Source organism: Microcoleus sp. Pol14D4 (genome assembly GCF_036701245.1).
In the GTDB taxonomy this organism is placed as follows: Bacteria; Cyanobacteriota; Cyanobacteriia; order Cyanobacteriales; family Microcoleaceae; genus Microcoleus.
Map to the genome: position 1 here is coordinate 21,657 of NZ_JAUBQM010000060.1, position 19,700 is coordinate 41,356.

Annotated in this window: 13 protein-coding genes; 11 read left to right on the forward strand and 2 right to left on the reverse strand. The window is 46.3% G+C overall.

Annotation, left to right across the window (positions count from 1 at the left end):
* Nucleotides 1-98: 98 nt before the first annotated feature.
* From QUA33_RS19860 to QUA33_RS19880, 5 genes are all read left to right on the forward strand, one after another.
* A complete protein-coding gene (locus QUA33_RS19860) occupies nt 99-677 on the forward strand; it encodes a hypothetical protein (protein ID WP_333150496.1) in 579 nt (192 codons plus the stop codon).
* 313 nt (nt 678-990) lie between these two features.
* The gene (locus QUA33_RS19865; RefSeq protein ID WP_333150498.1) at nt 991-2,067 is read left to right on the forward strand and encodes a M28 family peptidase; all 1,077 of its coding nucleotides are present in this window, start codon (nt 991-993) and stop codon (nt 2,065-2,067) included.
* A gap of 192 nt (nt 2,068-2,259) precedes the next feature.
* Entirely contained in the window at nt 2,260-3,999 is a 1,740-nt protein-coding gene (locus QUA33_RS19870; RefSeq protein ID WP_333150500.1) for an ABC-ATPase domain-containing protein, read from the forward strand.
* Between the two features lie 77 nt (nt 4,000-4,076).
* Nucleotides 4,077-6,437: an ATP-binding cassette domain-containing protein gene (locus QUA33_RS19875; RefSeq protein WP_333150502.1), complete on the forward strand. Its 2,361-nt coding sequence runs from the start codon at nt 4,077-4,079 to the stop codon at nt 6,435-6,437.
* The gene (locus QUA33_RS19880; protein ID WP_333150503.1) at nt 6,434-6,883 is read left to right on the forward strand and encodes an EVE domain-containing protein; all 450 of its coding nucleotides are present in this window, start codon (nt 6,434-6,436) and stop codon (nt 6,881-6,883) included. The genes QUA33_RS19875 and QUA33_RS19880 overlap by 4 nt, the downstream gene beginning before the upstream one ends.
* Nucleotides 6,884-6,967: 84 nt before the next feature.
* Here the strand turns inward: QUA33_RS19880 and QUA33_RS19885 are convergent, their stop codons facing one another.
* Nucleotides 6,968-8,008, reverse strand: a complete 1,041-nt coding sequence (locus tag QUA33_RS19885) for a glucokinase (protein ID WP_333150505.1) — start codon at nt 8,006-8,008, stop codon at nt 6,968-6,970.
* 35 nt (nt 8,009-8,043) lie between these two features.
* Nucleotides 8,044-10,104, reverse strand: coding sequence for an amylo-alpha-1,6-glucosidase (locus QUA33_RS19890; protein ID WP_333150507.1), 2,061 nt, complete (start codon nt 10,102-10,104; stop codon nt 8,044-8,046).
* Between the two features lie 316 nt (nt 10,105-10,420).
* Between QUA33_RS19890 and treZ the strand changes: the two genes are divergently transcribed.
* From treZ to QUA33_RS19920, 6 genes are all read left to right on the forward strand, one after another.
* Nucleotides 10,421-12,244: a malto-oligosyltrehalose trehalohydrolase gene (treZ, locus tag QUA33_RS19895; RefSeq protein ID WP_333150509.1), complete on the forward strand. Its 1,824-nt coding sequence runs from the start codon at nt 10,421-10,423 to the stop codon at nt 12,242-12,244.
* A gap of 233 nt (nt 12,245-12,477) precedes the next feature.
* Nucleotides 12,478-15,273, forward strand: a complete 2,796-nt coding sequence (gene treY, locus QUA33_RS19900) for a malto-oligosyltrehalose synthase (protein WP_333150523.1) — start codon at nt 12,478-12,480, stop codon at nt 15,271-15,273.
* Between the two features lie 367 nt (nt 15,274-15,640).
* Nucleotides 15,641-16,165 carry a GNAT family N-acetyltransferase gene (locus QUA33_RS19905; RefSeq protein WP_333150511.1) on the forward strand — a complete coding sequence of 175 codons (525 nt, stop codon included), beginning with the start codon at nt 15,641-15,643 and terminating at the stop codon, nt 16,163-16,165.
* A gap of 11 nt (nt 16,166-16,176) precedes the next feature.
* Nucleotides 16,177-16,338 (forward strand): hypothetical protein, encoded by a 162-nt coding sequence (locus QUA33_RS19910; protein WP_333150513.1) that lies wholly within the window; start codon nt 16,177-16,179, stop codon nt 16,336-16,338.
* A 248-nt stretch (nt 16,339-16,586) separates the two neighbouring features.
* Nucleotides 16,587-18,494 carry a molecular chaperone DnaK gene (gene dnaK, locus QUA33_RS19915; protein ID WP_333150515.1) on the forward strand — a complete coding sequence of 636 codons (1,908 nt, stop codon included), beginning with the start codon at nt 16,587-16,589 and terminating at the stop codon, nt 18,492-18,494.
* A gap of 197 nt (nt 18,495-18,691) precedes the next feature.
* A complete protein-coding gene (locus tag QUA33_RS19920) occupies nt 18,692-19,204 on the forward strand; it encodes a DUF4112 domain-containing protein (RefSeq protein ID WP_333150517.1) in 513 nt (170 codons plus the stop codon).
* The last annotated feature ends 496 nt before the right edge of the window (nt 19,205-19,700 follow it).

Below are 19,700 nucleotides of genomic sequence, written 5' to 3' on the forward strand. Positions count from 1 at the left end.
CGCTAAAATTAGATAATTCCCGCAAGGAGGCGACCGGGACTTGTTAGAAAAATAAACAATTAGCTTAAAATCGATGCAGAGGTCCACTAATTGAACCCATGAGTCAGACCATCCCAGAACTCCAAAAAGAAGTCCGCGCGCTGCAAGCAGAAGTTGCCACCCTGCAAGAGGGGCGGGAAAAACTTGCCGTACAGCGCTCAGAGTGCCGAGTGGCAGTCAGTTTTCCCAAAAATAATACTCCTGAAGCCATTGCCGAGTTCCACAAGCAAACTGCTGCTTTTGGGGAGCAGTGGTTACAGCAAATCCAGGAAATTGACCGAGAGACTAAAAATATAGAAAAGCAACTGCAACAAAAACAGGCTTTACTCAATTACAAGCAAGGTGAACTAGAAAAATTGCTTGCCGGACAGCACTGGCAAGAAGTGGAAAACCACGTTCAAACCGGGGAAAAACGCTTGCAAGCACAAGCTCGTAGAATCAATCAAGCAGCAGCGCAGCTAGAGGCAGAAATTCAAGCTTTGAAAGCACTGTACGACCAACTCAACCCCAGTTATTCCGAGTGGTTTCAACAACCAACTCAAATAGTTGAATTTTCTGCAAAAACTATTCCTTATGCTTTTCCCAGCAGCAGTGGCTTAATCTTGGATAATAAGGAGATTGAGTGGGAAAAAAAGTAGTTTTGACTTGTAAATTTTAAAGGTAAATTAGTGACTTGAATGTCGCCGTCGAACGCTCCAATAAGCAAGACAGATTCGACGGCAACATCCCAAGACTTTTACCTGTTTGTTGAAATCAAAAATACAAAACTGCCTCTGGCACAGCTAATTTTAATATTTTTGAGTTTCATTTTTTGAAACAGGTTTATTTGTAGATCTGGTGTCAACCTAAAATCTAAAATATAACAGTTCTGGACGCATCAACCGGGTTTGACAAAAAGACTTTGTTGCAGCCCTCGCTTCTGCTAAAACACCCGGTTGATGAGAGCAAGGAGTGCGTAAGCTCTGTCTAAAATCTCACATAGACTTACTGATGAAACAATTGATGTGGATAGCGCTATTTATTTTAGTTGCGGTGGTGGCTGTGGGTTGGCGTTCTGACTCGTGGCAGCGGTTGTCGGCTGTACCCGAAGTTGGGATCGATCGCAATATCCACACTTCCCAAAACCCTTCTCCCTTACCGCTTCCTGCTGAAAAAAATACTTTTTTTCAGGCGCAAATTGACCCGTCCCGGCTGTGGAAACACGTCGAGACTTTAGCAGGAGAACGCGATGGAGAACGATCTCGCTCCTTTACTAGAGACTACATTTCCCAGCAATTGCAAACATTAGGATTTTCCGCAGATTTACAGCGCTTCGATCGCGGAATCAACGTCTTCGCTGAGAGAAAAGGCACTGACTCAAACGCCGGTGCAATTTTAGTCGCAGCACACTACGATACTGTACCAAACTCCCCAGGCGCTGACGACAATGCGACGGGAGTTGCAGTAGTTTTAGAAGTAGCAAGATTGCTGGGTTCTCGTCCCACGCCTCGGACATTGCAAGTAGCTTTTTTCGACAGGGAAGAACTCGGACTTTTAGGCAGTTTAGCATTCACCGGTAGCGACGCGCGGTTAAAAAATTTGCAGGGTGCGATCGTCCTAGATATGGTAGGTTATGCCTGCCGCACGCCCGGATGCCAGCAATATCCCGAAGGATTGACAGCGCAACCTTTTCTAGAAGCATCGGGGGTAAAATCTCCTGACAAAGGCGAGTTTATCGCTGTGATTGGGGATGCGGAACATCCGCTGCTATTGAAAAGTTTTGCGGAGTCGGGAAAAGCCGATTTGCCGCCTGTGGTGGCACTGCCGGTTCCCCTGAAAGGGTTGCTGACTCCCGATGTTTTACGCAGCGACCACGCGCCTTTCTGGTATAAAGGAATTGGTGCTGTGTTGGTGACGGATACTGCAAATTTGCGATCGCCGCACTATCATCAATCTAGCGATACATTAGCAACTATCGATCGACCTTTTTTCGCAGGTTCGGCTCAAATTGTTGTTAATACCGTGGCTAAATTATTGGAAATTAGATAATTTGTAACTACTCGTTACCAGGCAGAGCCTGGTAACGCATATCCGGAGGATCTGCCTCCAATTTTCCCACGCCAAGCAAGCGAGGCAGATCCTCTGAAAATCGGTTCCTAGGCTCTGCCTAGGAACCAGCTAAAAGCAGCTAAATAACAAATAACTAATAACCAATAACAAATAACTAATAACCAATAACAAATGACTAACAAAGAAAGCCTACAACGGCATTTACTGCAACTAGACAATCGAGGCTACAAAGCATACAAAGACATTCAAGGTAGTTACGAATTTTCTGAATTCACATTAATTATTGATTGCGTGCAGGGAGATCCGTTTGCTTCTCCCAGTAAATTTAGAGTCATAGTTCCCCCTAACATTGCTCAAATTTCCCGCGAACTTTTCAACTCTCGCAGTCGAGAAATAGCCTTGCGAGATTACCTAACTCGCCAGTTTGACACAGCAGCAAACAGCATCAGCAGCAAACGTGGCACTGGGAAAAGCGGTATGATTGCAGTGACTGGCTTCGGACAAGAAGTTTTAGAGCGAACTTCCGCATTTATCATTTCCTCAAATAGATCCGATATAGAAGATTTAGGAGGAGTTGAACTGCGATTTGCTGTCGGACTTCCTGCGGGCGGACGCAGTATCTTAGGGCGACAAGCTGCTGAAATGCTGTGCGAAGATATCCCGGAAATTGTCAGTAAATCTCTGAAGTATGCTAACTTAAATGGTGCTGAATGTCGCCGTCACGTTGAAACGGTAGAAGATGCTGACTGGCTGCGGGAACAGTTAGCTGAAAAAAGATTAGTTGCGTTTGTGGCTGACGGTTCTATTTTGCCTCGCCGCACGGGTGTTGACGATCGCCCTTTGTTAAATAATGCTGTGGCTTTTCAGTCGCCGCCGTCGTTAACAGTTGAGTTTAATTGTCCGAATCTCGGTTTGATTTCCGGTATGGGTATTCCCGCTGGCATTACTTTGATTGTTGGCGGCGGCTATCACGGGAAATCGACTTTACTCAGAGCAATAGAGTTGGGAGTTTACAACCGAATTCCGGGAGATGGCAGGGAATTTGTGGTGACTAATCCGGCGGCGGTTAAAATTAGGGCTGAAGATGGCAGAAGTGTTGCGGGAGTAGATATTTCGCCTTTTATTAACCACTTGCCACAAGGTAGAGATACTGCACAATTTTATACTGAAAATGCGAGCGGTAGCACGTCGCAAGCTGCTAATATTATTGAGGCTTTGGAAGTGGGGAGAATGCCTGTTTTATTGGTGGATGAGGATACGGCGGCGACGAATTTCATGATTCGCGATCGCCGAATGCAGGAACTCATCGCTAAGGATAACGAACCGATTACGCCGTTTATTGATAAAGTTAAACAATTATATGCAGATTGCGGCGTATCGAGTATTTTAGTCATGGGTGGAAGTGGCGATTATTTTGATGTGGCAGATACTGTGATTTCAATGGATAACTTTTACGCATATAATGTGACGGAAAAAGCTAAAGAAATTTCTAAAAAATACTCGATACGCCGCGCTGCTGAAGGGAGAGAAAATTTTGGTGATATTACTCAAAGAGTGCCGATTCCTGCTAGTTTAGATCCGAGTCGGGGACGGCGAGATGTGCGGGTAAAGGTGCGGGATGTTGATGAATTGGCTTTCGGAACTGAGGATATTGATTTGGGTGCTGTTGAGCAAATTGTGGACAGCGGACAGTTAAGGGCGATCGCAGCAGCAATGGTTTATGCTAAGCAGCAATACATGGACGGGAAACGCACTTTGTCGGAAATCATAGATTTCGTGATGGCAGATATTGAGGCGCAAGGAATGGATATTTTATCGCCTTTTCCTGAAGGCGATTTTGCCATGTTTCGACGGTTTGAATTGGCGGCGGCAATTAATCGGCTTCGCAGTTTGTCGGTTGTTGCCAAGTAGACTTGCTTAATATCAGTGTATTGTTGGCCTACTTTTGATATGCTGACCAAAGTGAGTGCAAAAACCGCGATTGAAGTATGACAGGCAATATAGGACAACTGACTGCTTTAAGCGATCGACCTTATATAGTATTAAGCAATCAAGGGGAGGTTTTACAGTTAGAGTTAAAACAGCAGCAGCACGTATTGGGGCGCGATCGCACTCGTGCTGATTTAGTCATTCCCGATGCTTGGCGGGCAGTTTCCGGGGTTCACGGTGTTTTGCGCCAAATTGGGGATAATTACTGGATTTACGACGGTGACGGGCAGCGGCCGAGCACTAATGGCTTATTTGTCGATCGCACTCGCATCACTCCCAATGACGGTTATTGTCTGAAAAACGGCACAGAAATTAAAATCGGTCTCGATCCTCAAAATCAAGTTTTGCTGAGTTATTTTAATCCGCTGGCGAATCAGGTTGCTGTTCCTAGCAAGCAGTCAATTCTTCTTAAGAATCGGTCGGTTTTGTTGGGCCGCGATCCAAACGCTTCGCTGCAATTAGATGCGCCGCTTGTTTCTAGACGCCACGCCACAATCGACCAAGACAGTCGCGGCAATTATATTTTGCGAGACCACAGCGTTAACGGGGTTTTTGTTAACGGTCAGCGAGTGACAAATTCTGTACAGTTGTCCGAGGGAGATGCAATTCGGATCGGCCCGTTTACTCTAACTTACCGCAGCGGTGAGTTGCAGATGCAAGACTCCGGCCATCAAATTCGTTTGGATGCTGACAGTCTGGTGATTCCGAAGCGTTTGGATAACATCACTTTGGCGATCGAACCGGGGCAGTTTGTGGCTTTAGTCGGCGGTAGCGGCGCTGGCAAATCTACTTTAATGCGGACGCTTTTAGGCATCGAAAAAACTACTAACGGCGCTGTGTTTCTCAACGGTGACAACCTGCGGCAAAACTTCAATATTTACCGCAATCAAATTGGTTACGTGCCTCAAGATGATATTGTACACGCAGATTTGACAGTAGAAGAAGTCTTGAGTTATGCAGCTAAATTGCGCTTACCTCCCGATACAGATGTCAAGCAGGTAGTCGCAAAAACTTTAGAAGATATTGAAATGAATCACCGCCGCAAGGCTTTGGTAAAACAGCTTAGCGGCGGACAGCGAAAGCGGGTCAGCATAGGAGTCGAACTGTTAGCAGACCCGAAACTTTTCTTTTTAGACGAACCGACTTCAGGACTCGATCCGGGTTTGGATAAGAAGATGATGCAACTGCTGCGAAAGTTGGCAAATCAAGGCCGGACGGTGATTCTGGTGACTCACGCGACGGCAAATATCACGATGTGCGATCGGATTGTGTTTATGGGTCGCGGCGGACGCCTCTGTTACTTCGGCCCGCCTGCGGAAGCGCTCGATTTTTTCGATGTCAAAACGGGCGATTTTGCCGACATTTACAACGAATTAGAAACAGGAGAAATCAACGTTCAAAGCTGGGCAGAAAAGTTTAATAAATCTCCATACTATCAGCGCTATATTGTCAACCACTTCAGCACAGGCAACGCTAATGCAAAAATACTTTCTGCACCTTCTGCACCAAAATCTCAATCTTTTGTAAAACAACTAGTTTTGCTCGCCCAGCGCTATTTTCAACTCGTTTCCCGTGACTTAGTTAACTTAAGCTTAGCTCTTTTGACAGCACCGATCGGCATTAGTTTGCTGCGGCTAGCCGTCAGAGATAAAGACCCATTAATTGGCGCACCGGAGGCAACTTTAGCACCTTTAGCACTCAGAGTTTTGTTTGTATTTACCTGCGCGGCTATTTGGGTGGGGCTGGCAACTTCTCTCCAAGAAATTGTTAAAGAATCTGCTATTTATTTGCGCGAACGTTTGGTAAATTTAGGATTGTTTGCTTATTTGGGTTCAAAGTTTTTCATACTTTCTGGTTTGGCAGTATTGCAAACGCTGTTAATGGTAGGAGTTATTCTGAGTGCGTTTAAATCCCCCGAACCGAGTTTTATTTCCTGGTCTCTGGGAGCAAGTATTACCACATTCCTAACTTTAATGAGCTGCATAAGTCTCGGATTAGTCGTTTCCGCGATTGTTAAAAATAGCTCTCAAGCTAACAGCGCTTTGCCTCTCTTATTGCTGCCTCAGATTATTTTTTCTGGAGTTTTGTTTAAGATGGAAGGTGCGGCGAGCAAGTTTTCTTGGCTGATGTTAAGCCGCTGGTCTGTGGGTGCTTACGGCTCTTTAGTTAATGTGAATGGCATGGTTCCCGCGCCTACTACATTGCCGGATGGGAGCATACTTCCTCAGCCGTTTGAGCCTACTCCGGTTTACGATCCAACATGGGAAAATTTGGGTTTGAACTGGGGTATTTTGTGCGTGCATATTTTTGTTTATTTCATGTTGACTCTATGGTTGCAGAAGCGGAAGGATATTTTATGAATTATTGGCTGATGAAGTCGGAACCGGATGTTTACAGTATTGCCGACTTGAAGAGCGATCGCACTTGTACTTGGGACGGCGTTCGCAACTATCAAGCTCGCAATTTTCTGCGAGAAATGAGTCGGGAAGATTTAGTATTTTTTTACCATTCCAATACTAAAATTCCGGGAATTGTTGGGTTGGTGCGCGTCGTTGAGACTGAGATTGCTGACCCGACTCAGTTCGATATAAATAGCGAATATTACGATCCTAAATCGCAGTTAAATGCTCCTCGCTGGCAAACTGTGAAAGTGGAGTTTGTTGAGGAGTTTGCTAAATTAATATCTTTGGATGAACTGAAACAAAAGTTTAGCGCTGATGAGATTTGGGTGGTGAGGAAAGGTAATCGGTTATCGGTAATGCCTGTATCTGAAGGTGCTGCTGAGAAGATTTTGAAGATGACATAATTATAGCTAAGTAGGATGCGTCAGCAGAGCATTATTTATTCAAAAATTTATAAGCTTAAAGCTGACGCACCATACAATTATCAACTAAAGACCTGCTGCACAAACCGCCGCTCCAATTAACCCTACATTATCATTCAAAACAAGACGAACAGGCATCATTTCTAACAGCGAATCCATCCGGCCTTTGTGCGTAAAAGCCCGCATAAAACCGCCTTCTAGAATCAGCGGCAAAATCTTAGCAGCAATGCCGCCGGCTACGTACAAACCGCCGTAAGGTAACAGTGTCACAGCCAGATTTCCGGCCACTGCACCGTAGGCTTCTACAAACATTTGCATTGTTTGTTCGGAAAGCCGATCGCACTTTTTGAGTGCCGCCTGTGCAATTGTCGCCCCCGGATCGACACTCTTCTCGCTTTTACCGATTTCTGACTCCCATTTTTTGATAACTTCCCCTACCTCCGGCGATTCAGGAGCAAACTTTCTGTCCCGCAAAAACTGGTAAATTGAAACAATCCCTTGTCCCGAAACTACACGCTCGATCGATATTCTTTGAATGTCGTGTTTTGCTAACAAATATTTCAGCAATTGAAACTCCAACTCCGAGCGAGGGGCAAAGTCACCGTGTCCCCCTTCCGAAGAAAAAACTCTGATGCCATTTGCTTCTGGAATTGCAAAACAATTTCCCAAACCAGTACCCGCACCAATCACAGCAATTGGATCGTGTTGGCGGGGTTTTCCTACTTGCAAAATGTGCAAATCTCGCTCGTCCAAACCCCAAACGCCGTAGCCAACCGCAACAAAATCATTAATTAAACTGACGCGGGATATTCCTAATTCTTGTTCGAGACGCTTTGCTTCCAGCACCCAAGGCAAATTAGTCAGTTTTGCACTGTTGTTGACTACCGGCCCGGCGATCGCAAAACAAGCTTTTTCAGGTTGTGGTGCAAAATTTAACTTAATAGCAGCTTCCGTCAAAAACTGCCGCACCATCGGTACTAAATCGGGAAACTCCCCGCTCGGATACCGAAACTCGTAAAGAGCGTTCATTTCACCGTTAACAGTCCTTTCCACCAAGCGCAAAATTGTCTTAGTTCCGCCAATATCGCCCGCTAATAATAATGCCATAAATCTTTTTTTCCACCAAAGATAACATTCCCCATTTAAACACCCACAGTATTAATTGCCAACCAAGCCCGCAGCACCTCAGCCACAGTCCAAGCTTGAGCCGTGCAGCCCCGCGGCGAGTGGGGGGCGTCGCCCTCAAAAATTTCGCCCAGACTGCCAACTCCGCCGGCTTTTATATGATGTGCCATCGGTTCGAGGAATTCGCGAGCTTGTCCTGGGTCTTTGTATACGTGCAAGTGCGCCAAGACAAACGGGCCAATCAGCCAGCCCCAAGCTGTACCCTGGTGGTAGGCGCTGTCGCGCTGCAATTGGTTGCCTCCGTATGCGCCGCGATACTGCGGGTGCTGCGGCGAGAGGCTGCGGAGGCCGTGAGAAGTTAGAAGCTGTTGGGCGCAGCCGTCCACCACGCCGCGCTGCTGGATGGGCGTCAGTAACGGTGTATAGCGGGTTTCTTGGCGCATCCCCGCTGACAATGAGTTGGCGGAGTGAGGAGGAATCGAGTCTAGGGGCAAGGATACGGCGAATATTTGGTTGGGCCGCAGGGAGCTATCGTGTCCGTCGGGGCCGTCTAGAACGTCGTAACAGTAACCGGTTGAGGCGTTCCAGAAGCGAGGGAATCCGGCGGCTGTTCGATCGCCCAATTGCTGGTATTCATTGTGAGGCTTGCCCAATTTTCGAGCAAAACTTGCCATAGCCTGTATAGCATTGTACCAAAGCGCGCTGAGTTCGATCGGCTTACCAATCCGAGGCGTCACCACCCAATCGCCGATTTTCGCATCCATCCAAGTCAGTTGCACCCCGGTTTCGCCCGCGTAGACTAAACCGTCATCGGGATCGACGCGGATGTTATACCGAGTCCCCTGTATGTGCCAATCAACAATCTCACATAAAGTAGGCCAGAGTTCGCTCAAAAGTTTGTCGTCCCCCGTGGCATCGATATAAGCGCGAATTGCCTCAAAGTACCACAGGGTGGCGTCTGCGGTGTTGTATTCCGGTTCGCCGCCCGCATCCGGGAAGCGGTTCGGCAGCATCCCCCGATCGACATACCGCGCAAATGTCCGCAAAATCGATCGCGCAATTTCCCATCGTCCGGTACAGATTGTGAGACCGGGTAGGGCGATCGTCGTGTCGCGCCCCCAGTCGCTGAACCAGGGATATCCGGCGATGATCGTTTTGCCTTCGGGTTCCTCCGCTAGCGGGCGGCTGACGATAAATTGGTCGGCGGCGAGCACTAAGCGATCGATCCAGTCGGGAGACTCGCTCACTTTTGACCAGTTTTGCAGCAGTTCTTGGTCATAAGTGCGACGCGATTCTAAAGCTGTACCGCCGTTGAGTTCGGTATTTTTCTCGGTGCTGGCTATCAATGTGAGAGAACTTCCCGGTGCGATCGTCATGTGAAAAGTCGCCGCGTGCAAGTGATCCTCGCAGCAATCCAATCCGCGGCGCTTTTCGGCTGCTAGATCCAATCCGTAATGCCAATTGTATAAGGGCGCAGAGACTCGAAATTTGGCTTCGGGTGTGGCATCTGTCAGCAGGTACAGGGGTGCAGCCTTGGGAAATGCAGTCACGCAAACCCCGCTTTCCAAGGGTTCTAGACTCATCTGCCAGTCGCCGGCGCTCGTCGTGTGGTGGTAGTCGCGGTAGTTGACTAGGGCTTTGACAGCGAGGGCGATCGGTTGTGAGGCGCGGTGCAAGCGGTATTGAATATATGTTGTGTTAGCACCTTGCTGCATCCAAATCCGCTTTTCCAGGATAGCGTCGGCGAGAGCAAACTTCCAAACAGGCGTCGTGCCTTCTAGGTGAAAGCTTTCGATGTATTTGTAGCCGTGGGGTTCCATCGTCGCGTCGGCCCAGCGGTTTGTATAAAGCGGATAGGCGCGATCGTGATACACAGCCGTCTCGTCCAGCTTGGCCAGCATCAAAGTGCGTCCCAGGGGGGGTTTGAGGGCTGCTACCAGCAACCCGTGATAGCGGCGGGTGAGGAGATTTGCGATCGTCCCGCTAGCGTAACCGCCGATCCCGTTTGTGACCAACCACTCCCGAGACTCCGCCGAGTCGAGATTGCAGCAGATTTCCCGTCCAAAAGCCATAACCATAAAATCCACACTCGCGCTGATTTTTGACCTACCTTTAGGTAGATTTTCGACATGATATCAACCAGAAATATTAACGCTTCTAGGCCGTTAATTTGGCGATCGCCCCCGTCCCGATTCCTGCTCTAATTTAGACATAACCAACCGCTAATTTTGCCCAGTACACAATTTTAGCCTTTGATTCCTCTGTCTAAAGTTAGTTGTTTGTGATATTAAGTAATATTACCGTCTAAACAGGCGCTGAACGTTAAGGGCAAGCATTTGATAGCGCGTCGGGCGATCGAACTACCAACCTATTTTATAAGGAGAACAGCTCAAAGTGAAGATAGGAGCAAATTACCTCGGCAATAACCAATGTGAATTTACGGTTTGGGCGCCCACCCTCAAACAAATCGCAGTCCAAATAGTTTCCCCAAACAAACGCCTGATACCCCTGCAACAATCGGCAGAAGGTTATTGGCAAACCACAGCTACAGACATCGAACCAGGAACCCTTTACACCTACCAAATCGAAGGAAAAACCGACCGACCAGACCCAGCCTCTAAATATCAACCCCAAGGCGTACACGCTCCGTCGCAAGTAATAGATGAAAATATCTTTACTTGGACTGACACAAATTGGCAAGGCGTGCCGCTAGCCGAAATGATTATTTACGAACTGCACGTCGGCACATTCACCCAAGCCGGAACATTTGAAGCAATAATTCCCCAGCTAAAACAACTTAAAGCATTGGGAATCAACGCCATCGAAATAATGCCAGTAGCCCAATTCCCAGGCGAGCGCAACTGGGGATATGACGGCGTATATCCCTACGCGGTTCAAAACTCCTACGGCGGCCCCGAAGGCTTCAAAACACTCGTCAACGCCTGCCACGAGCACGGTATTTCAGTAATTCTCGATGTAGTTTACAACCACCTCGGCCCCGAAGGAAATTATCTCAGGGACTTCGGCCCCTACTTTACCTCAAAATACGGCTCGATTTGGGGAGATCCCCTCAACTTCGACGATGCCTACAGCGACGGCGTGCGTAACTACTTTATTGAAAACGCCCTCTACTGGTTTCGTGACTATCACATCGATGCCCTGAGATTAGATGCAATTCAAGCAATATTTGAAGTAGGTGCAAGACCTTTTTTACAAGAACTATCCGATGCCACAGCCGAGATTTCCCAAGAACTAGGACGGAAGATTTATTTAATCGCAGAAAGTGATTTAAATGATGTCCGCACTGTACGTCCTAAAGAACAGGGGGGCTTCGGATTAGACGCCCAATGGTGCGATGATTTCCACCACGCACTGCACGCCTTGCTCACCGGAGAAAACGACCGATACTACCAAGATTTCGGCAAGTGCGAACACTTAGAAAAAGCCTTCAAAGAAAGCTTTGTTTACTCCGGCCAGTACGCCCCCCACAGAAAGCGGAAACACGGCAATTCTGTTAAGGATGAACCGGGTCATAAATTTCTGGTATTTGCCCAAACCCACGACCAAATTGGCAACCGCATTTTGGGAGACCGACTATCCAAAATAGTTGACTTTGAAGGATTGAAACTTGCAGCAGGCACAGTCTTAATTTCTCCCTACATTCCCTTCTTTTTTATGGGAGAAGAATATGGAGAAGAAGCACCGTTTTTTTACTTCATTTCCCACTCGGACGAAAACTTAATTGAAGCTGTCCGCAAAGACAAACAACAAGAATTTAAAATCTTTGAAGGCCGAGGCGAGTTTAACGACCCCCAGAGTCCTGAGACTTTCGAGAAGTGTAAGTTAAACTGGGAAAAACAAACCGAAGGCAAACACAAAATCCTTTGGGAATGGCATCAACATCTGATTCAACTGCGGCAGACAATACCAGCCCTTAAAAAACTCGACAAAAACAGTCTAGAAGTGTCGAGCATTGAAGCAGAAAAAATCTTATTTCTACGTCGCTGGACAGATGACAGCCAGATATTCTGCATTCTAAACTTCAGCAGGCAAGAGGTAGCTTTTACGGCTGCACTTCCCCAAGGCAACGGTCACAAAATTTTAGACTCTGCTGATGAAAAATGGATGGGTTCAGGTTCTAGCTTGCCTGAAAAGATAACTTCAGAGCAAAAATTGACCGTTAAACCGCAGAGTTTCGCACTCTATGAATTACAGTAATTAAACCCAGAGGCAGAGCCTCAAATACAGGCGTTACCCGGCACAGCCTAGGAACAAGAAACAGGAGGCAGAACCTGTCTCGTTCTCAGCCTCTGCCGCAGAATATAGTCCCACAAGAAACGGGAGGCAGAGCCTCTCTCATTCCCCGCATCTGCCGGGGAATGCAGTCGAGGAGGCTCTGCCTCATATATTAAAAAAGAAAACCCTAAACAAGCAGGAGTAAAATTAACATGATGAGAATTCCCACAACAACTTATCGGATTCAATTTCATGGAGGTTTTAACTTTGAAGCCGCCAAACAAATCCTTAGCTATCTGGAAGATTTAGGAATTACCGACGTTTACGCTTCACCAATATTTAAAGCCCGAAAAGGCAGCTCTCACGGATACGATGTCGTTGACTCAAATCAGCTCAATCCCGAATTGGGAACATCAGAAAATTTTGAAGCCCTCACATACGAAATCAAGAAACGGAACATGGGATGGCTGCAAGATATTGTCCCGAACCACATGGCTTACGACACTCAAAACTTGCTGCTGTTAGACGTATTGGAACACGGGCCGGATTCCGACTATTTCGATTACTTTGATATTGAATGGAATCACGCTTACGAACATCTCAGAGGTCGAGTGCTGGCTCCGCTGCTGGGCAATTTTTATGGAGAGTGTCTGGAAAATGGCGAGATTCAACTCAAATACAGCGAAATTGGGCTGACCATCAATTATTATAGCTTACAATTGCCAGTAAGAATTGAATCTTATGCTAAATTTATCAGTCATAATTTGGGGCATTTAGCCAGGGAATTAGGCAGACGCCATCCAGATTTTATCAAGTTTTTGGGAATTCTTTATTTGATAAAAAATACACCTTCAGAAACTAAAGGTAAAACCCGATACGATCAGATAGCTTTTGTCAAAGGACTGCTCTGGGAACTCTACAATCAAAATCCCCTTGTACAGGAATTTATAGATGAAAATATCAAAGTTTTTAACGGAGAAAAGGGGAATGCCGAAAGCTTTAATTTGCTAGACGATTTGCTTTCCGAGCAGTTTTACCGTCTGGCTTTCTGGAAAGTAGGGGCAGAAGAAATTAACTACCGAAGGTTTTTTACAGTCAACGAACTTATTTCGGTAAAAGTTGAAGAGATTAAAGTTTTTCACAAAAACCATGCTCTGATATTCGACATGGTTGATGAGGGAAAGTTTACTGGATTGAGAATAGACCACATCGATGGACTTTACGACCCCACAGAATATTTGAAACGGCTCCGGGAGAAAATCGGAGACACTTATATTACTGTTGAAAAGATTCTGGAACACGAAGAAGATTTGCCGTCATATTGGCCGATTGAGGGAACTAGCGGCTACGACTTTTTGAATTACGTAAACGGCGTTTTTTGTCGGTGCGATCGCGAGCAGCAATTTAGCGAAATCTATCAGAGATTTACTCGCTTGACTGTTCCCTACGAACAGTTATTTTTAGATAAAAAAGGACTGATTGTTGAGAAAAACTTGGCTGGAGATGTAGACAATCTAGCTCAACTGTTGAAGAATATATCAGGTCAATCGAGACAGGGAAACGACTTTACTCGTCCAGGTTTGGAAAAAGCATTGGCGGCAGTTTTGACGATTTTTCCAGTCTACCGAACTTACATCAATCAAGATGGTTTGAGAGAGTCCGATCGCACTTACGTAAAATATGCGATCGCCCATGCCAAAGAACAAGTACCGCGACTCCTCAAGGAACTTAACTTTATCGAAACGGTGCTGTTGCTCGAAGAAGAAGAAACTCTAACACCAGAACAAAAAGAGCAGCGCAGGCACTTCGTAATGAAACTCCAGCAGTTGACAGGCCCATTAATGGCAAAAGGCGTTGAAGACACGCTTTTATACGTCTACTATCGGCTTTTATCCCTAAACGAAGTGGGAGGAAATCCCAGTCAGTTTGGCGTGTCCATGGGAGATTTTCACGAGTTCAACAAACAACAGCAAGCCGCTTGGCCGCACAAAATGAATGCCACAGCTACCCACGATACCAAACGCGGCGAAGATGTGCGAGCCAGAATAAACGTTTTGTCAGAAATTCCCGATGAATGGGAACAGCAAGTCAGGTCTTGGAGGGAGGTAAACTCTTCTAAGAAAGTCAACTTTGTGAATCGAATGGTTCCAGATACTAATGACGAATACTTCCTGTACCAAACTCTGCTCGGCAGTTTTCCCTTTGAGGGAATTGAAAACACTGATTATGTCGCTCGCCTGAAAGATTATGTGATTAAAGCTGTCCGCGAAGCAAAAGTTTATACGGCTTGGCTGAGACCGGATAACGACTACGAAGCTGGTTTTATGACCTTTGTCGATAGCGTTCTCGAACCTTCGGAACAAAATCAGTTTCTCAACAAATTTATACCTTTCTGCAAAAAAGTAGCTAATTACGGAATTTTCAATTCTTTATCTCAAACACTCCTGAAAATAACTGCTCCGGGCGTTCCCGACATTTATCAAGGGACGGAATTCTGGGATTTAAGCCACGTCGATCCGGATAACCGCCGTCCCGTTGATTTTGATCGCAGAATCGAGGTTTTGCGGGAAATTAAAGAGCAAGCTCAGACGGATATTTTGCAACTGGTTGAAGATTTGATTGCGACGCGAGAAGACGCGAGAATCAAGTTGTTTTTGACGGCAAGAGCGCTAGAAGCGAGAAAAAAATACTTGCAAGTTTTTCAATCAGGCGACTATCTGCCCCTGCAAGCAGTTGGCACATTTAAAGATAATGTTGTTGCCTTTGCCAGAAGCTTTGGAGAGACTACGGTTATTGTCATTGCTCCCCGGTTTTTGACGGGAATTGTCAAACCAGAAGAAATGCCGATCGGCAAACAAGTCTGGAAAGATACTAATTTGAAATTATCCGAGCAAATGCCGTCGGTTTGGAAAGATGCAATTACAAATCAGGCGGTAGAAAGTAACGGTACGTTGGCAATTGGTGACGCTCTGAGTTACTTTCCGGCAGCTCTGCTGATCGGTAAAAAATAGCAATCAAATAGTCGGTTTTGGCGGACTTTATACAGCTAGCGGCAGGTTTTGACCTGTCGCTTTTTTAGTTACAATCATAGCAGGAAAGCAAACTTAGTAGCGGGAGGAATAGCAAAATGCTATCGCTCGTCAAAACCTAAACCAGTACCGAAACCAGACTCTCTTGGTGGGCTTACCTATTTGTCCTCGACGAATTCATTGCCGAAGCAGATGCTGCGATCAACGGCCCAGCAGCTTACAATAATACACCTCCAGCACTGTCCGATCGCGATCGAGCCTTTTTACTGTCAGTCATGGAAAACCCGCCAGCACCGTCTGAAGGATTGCTCGCATTATTTGCAGATTATTAAACAAAACAATAAAGCGGGTGAATTGGACAATTAGCCGTCTAGAAGATATAAACCGAAGTACGAGCAGTCTTAGAAAAGACCCATTTAATTCGGGAAATACAGAATTAGATGCTTATCTCAAACGATATGCAAAGCAGAAAGATCGCCTCGGTAGTGCTAGAACTTTTGTAGCTTTAGCAGGTGAAGATAACTACACAATAGCAGGCTATTATGCTTGCAGCGCTAATTTACTCGATCGCACCCAGCTACCAGCTAACCTGCGAGAAAATCTCCCCAACTATCCCCCTCCTGCTATGCTGCTTGGGAAGCTGGCAGTCGATTACTCAATGCAAGGTAGAGGCTTGGGAAAGCGGTTACTACGTCATGCCTTCGAGAATGCACTGAATTTATCCCAAAATATGGGAATTTATGCCGTCAGGGTAGATGCTATTGACGAACCAGCTAAAGAATTTTACAAAAAGTGCGGTTTCTTGGAGTACCAAGATACTCCTTTTTCACTGTTTATTCTGATGAGTACAATTAAACAAGCAGCAAATTGGTAGGTCTCTAACTCATGACTCTAACTGATAAATTTTACTTTTATTTTGAAGCCGATCGACCGATCGCCCATACCAACCAAACAAAATTTATACAACAAAGACGGCAAATACAACACAACGTATACGGTTTGCCACAATACCCGAATCGATCGCACACCGTACATTGGGAAGAGTAAAGAAAAGCAGTCAACAACTGTAGCGGTGCAAGCCTCACGGATGCAACCGTCCCCCAACAGGTTCGGTAAATACCCCTTCATCGCAAGGTCTACCGCCCGCAGTATAGAGATCAGCACCCTATCGAAGACTGTATTAAAGCAGGACTCACTACCCGTAAACCGCGAGGTAAAATCGCAGTCCTGAATAACCAGACTATCGCACAGATAAAACACCAAAATTTTGTAGAGATTGGAGCCGGAACACCCCTATGGGAAAAGTAGTTGGAATTGACTTAGGTACGACAAACTCCTGCGTCGCAGTTATGGAAGGCGGCAAACCCACCGTCATAGCCAACGCCGAAGGGGGTCGCACCACACCTTCTGTAGTAGCATATGCTAAAAATGGCGATCAACTTGTCGGCCAAATCGCCAAGCGTCAAGCCGTGATGAACGCCGAAAACACCTTTTACTCAGTAAAACGGTTTATCGGGCGTCGGGTTGATGAAGTAGCCCATGAAACCACTGAAGTTTCCTACAAAGTCCTCAAAGTCGGCAACAGCCTCAAACTGGACTGTCCTGCCCGCGGCAAGCAATTTGCCCCAGAAGAAATTTCTGCACAAGTTCTCCGCAAACTCGTAGAAGACGCCAGCAAATACCTCGGCGAAACTGTCACCCAAGCGGTAATTACTGTTCCCGCTTACTTCAACGACTCCCAGCGCCAAGCTACGAAAGACGCTGGTAAAATTGCCGGGATTGAAGTGCTGCGGATTATTAACGAACCTACAGCAGCAGCTTTAGCTTACGGGTTAGATAAAAAGAGCAACGAAACCATCCTCGTATTTGACTTAGGTGGCGGTACTTTCGACGTATCTATTCTCGAAGTAGGCGACGGCGTATTTGAAGTGCTAGCAACTTCTGGAGACACTCACCTCGGCGGTGACGACTTCGATAAAAAAATCGTCGATTACATCGCTAACGAATTCCAAAGAGCCGAAGGCATTGACCTCCGCAAAGACAAACAAGCACTGCAACGCCTGACGGAAGCAGCAGAAAAAGCCAAGATTGAGCTTTCGAGCGTTACCCAAGCAGAAATCAACCTGCCGTTTATTACCGCGACTCAAGACGGGCCAAAACACTTGGACACGACTTTGACGCGGGGCAAGTTTGAAGAACTGTGCTCGGATTTGATCGATCGCTCTCGCATTCCCGTAGAAAATGCGATCCGCGACGCCAAATTAGACAAATCTGCAATTAATGAAGTCGTCTTAGTTGGTGGTTCTACGCGGATTCCTGCTGTGCAAGAACTGGTCAAAAAGCTCCTCGGCAAAGACCCCAACCAAACCGTAAACCCGGACGAAGTGGTTGCAGTCGGTGCAGCAATTCAAGCCGGCGTACTCTCCGGCGAAGTCAAAGACATCCTGTTGCTCGACGTTACTCCGCTGTCTCTCGGTGTCGAAACCTTGGGCGGCGTGATGACCAAAATCATTCCCCGCAACACTACTATTCCTACCAAGAAGTCGGAAACTTTCTCGACTGCTGTAGACGGCCAAACAAACGTGGAAATTCACGTTTTGCAAGGCGAACGGGAAATGGCGAACGATAACAAGGATTTGGGAACCTTCCGCTTAGATGGAGTTCCACCAGCCCCCCGTGGCGTACCTCAAATTGAAGTTACTTTCGATATCGATGCTAACGGTATTTTGAATGTAGCTGCTAAGGATAAAGGTACTGGCAAGGAGCAATCGATTAGCATTACTGGTGCTTCTACTTTGCCCAGCAATGAAGTCGAGCGCATGGTGAGGGAAGCCGAATCGAATGCTTCTGCTGACAAGGAACGTCGCGAAAGGATCGATCGCAAAAACCAAGCTGATTCTCAAGCCTATCAAATCGAGAAGCAGTTGGCAGAATTGGGCGATAAAGTTCCCGCTGATGACAAAACTAAGATTGAAGGGTTGCTTAAAGACTTGCGAGCCGCGATCGAGAGTGAAGATGACGATCGCATCAAAACCCTAACAACAGAGTTGCAGCAAGCATTCTACGCTGTCAGCAGCAACCTGTACCAGCAAGCAGGCGGCCCAACTGATGGCCCTGGCGGCCCCGGCGGCTACGGAGACGGCGGCCCCACTGGCGGCGGCGACGACGTGATTGACGCCGACTTCACAGAAGGCAACAAATAAAAGGCTAAATTAAAAGCCCCCAGCTAGAAGCAAGAAACCCGGTTTTGAACAGAAACCGGGTTTCTGTGCGTTCAAAAACAAACAAAAGGCGATCGGCCCAAATCAGTAAAAATCTGCTTGAGGCAGAGTGAAAAAACTTGAATATGGTTCAATAAATATCATAAACTAGCAGTAATATAGCAATCGAGAGCAATTAAATGTCACGTTCTCCTATACAGAATTCCTCCCCAAATACTCCCAGCCCATCTCAGGTAGCATCCTTGCGCCGACTCCGCCGGATCAGCAATTTACTAGACAATGCAATTCCGATTCCCGGCACAAAATACCGCATCGGACTCGATCCGATATTGGGACTGATACCGGGCGGCGGCGATTTAATCAGTTCAATCTTTGCAGGTTATGTTGTCTTTAAGTCCGCTCAAATGGGAGTGCCTCAAGAGACTTTAGTACAAATGGCTGCTAACATCGTGTTTGATACAGTTGCCGGCACGGTACCAGTGGCCGGAGACTTGTTGGATGTTGCTTGGAAAGCTAATGTCAAAAATATAGAATTGCTGGACGCTCATTTAGGTTCCCCGGAACAAGGCAAAAAAGCCGATTGGCTATTTGTGGCGGTGTTGCTGTTGGGTTTGATGTTAATTGTAGGAGGCGTGATATTCTTGAGTGTGATGCTTTTTGGCTGGCTATTTCAAGTGATTGCAGGACGTTGAGTTTTGGTTTGAGGATCGAGATAAATCACTTTACCCGTGTCATGTCAAGAGCATCTTATTTGAGATAGTTTGTGCTTAATAAAGTATATTTGATGATGATTTTTCGCAGGTAATAACATCTGATTTTAAGTGACGCATAGAGTGCATTCTGATTCTTTAATTACTCAATAAAAATCGACAATCTCACACACTCTAACCTTAGAAACAGGCTACCTTAAAATCCACTCAACAATTGTTTCGTCGCAAAAAAATACATAAATGATATGACTATCAGCTACGAAAAAACAGCGGCTGCGATAGCTCCTCAAGAAATACTAAAATATATGAGGGTTTTAAAATTCAACCAACCCATGCCAAGAAAAGTTCTGGTGCTTTTACCCAAAAGAGATATGTGGCAGAAATCGCACCTATTGAGCAGAGTGGCGTTGCTGAACTATGGTATGATGAAGTTGTCCTCTGAGCGTCAAAAATAACACATATTTCCAAAAAAATATTA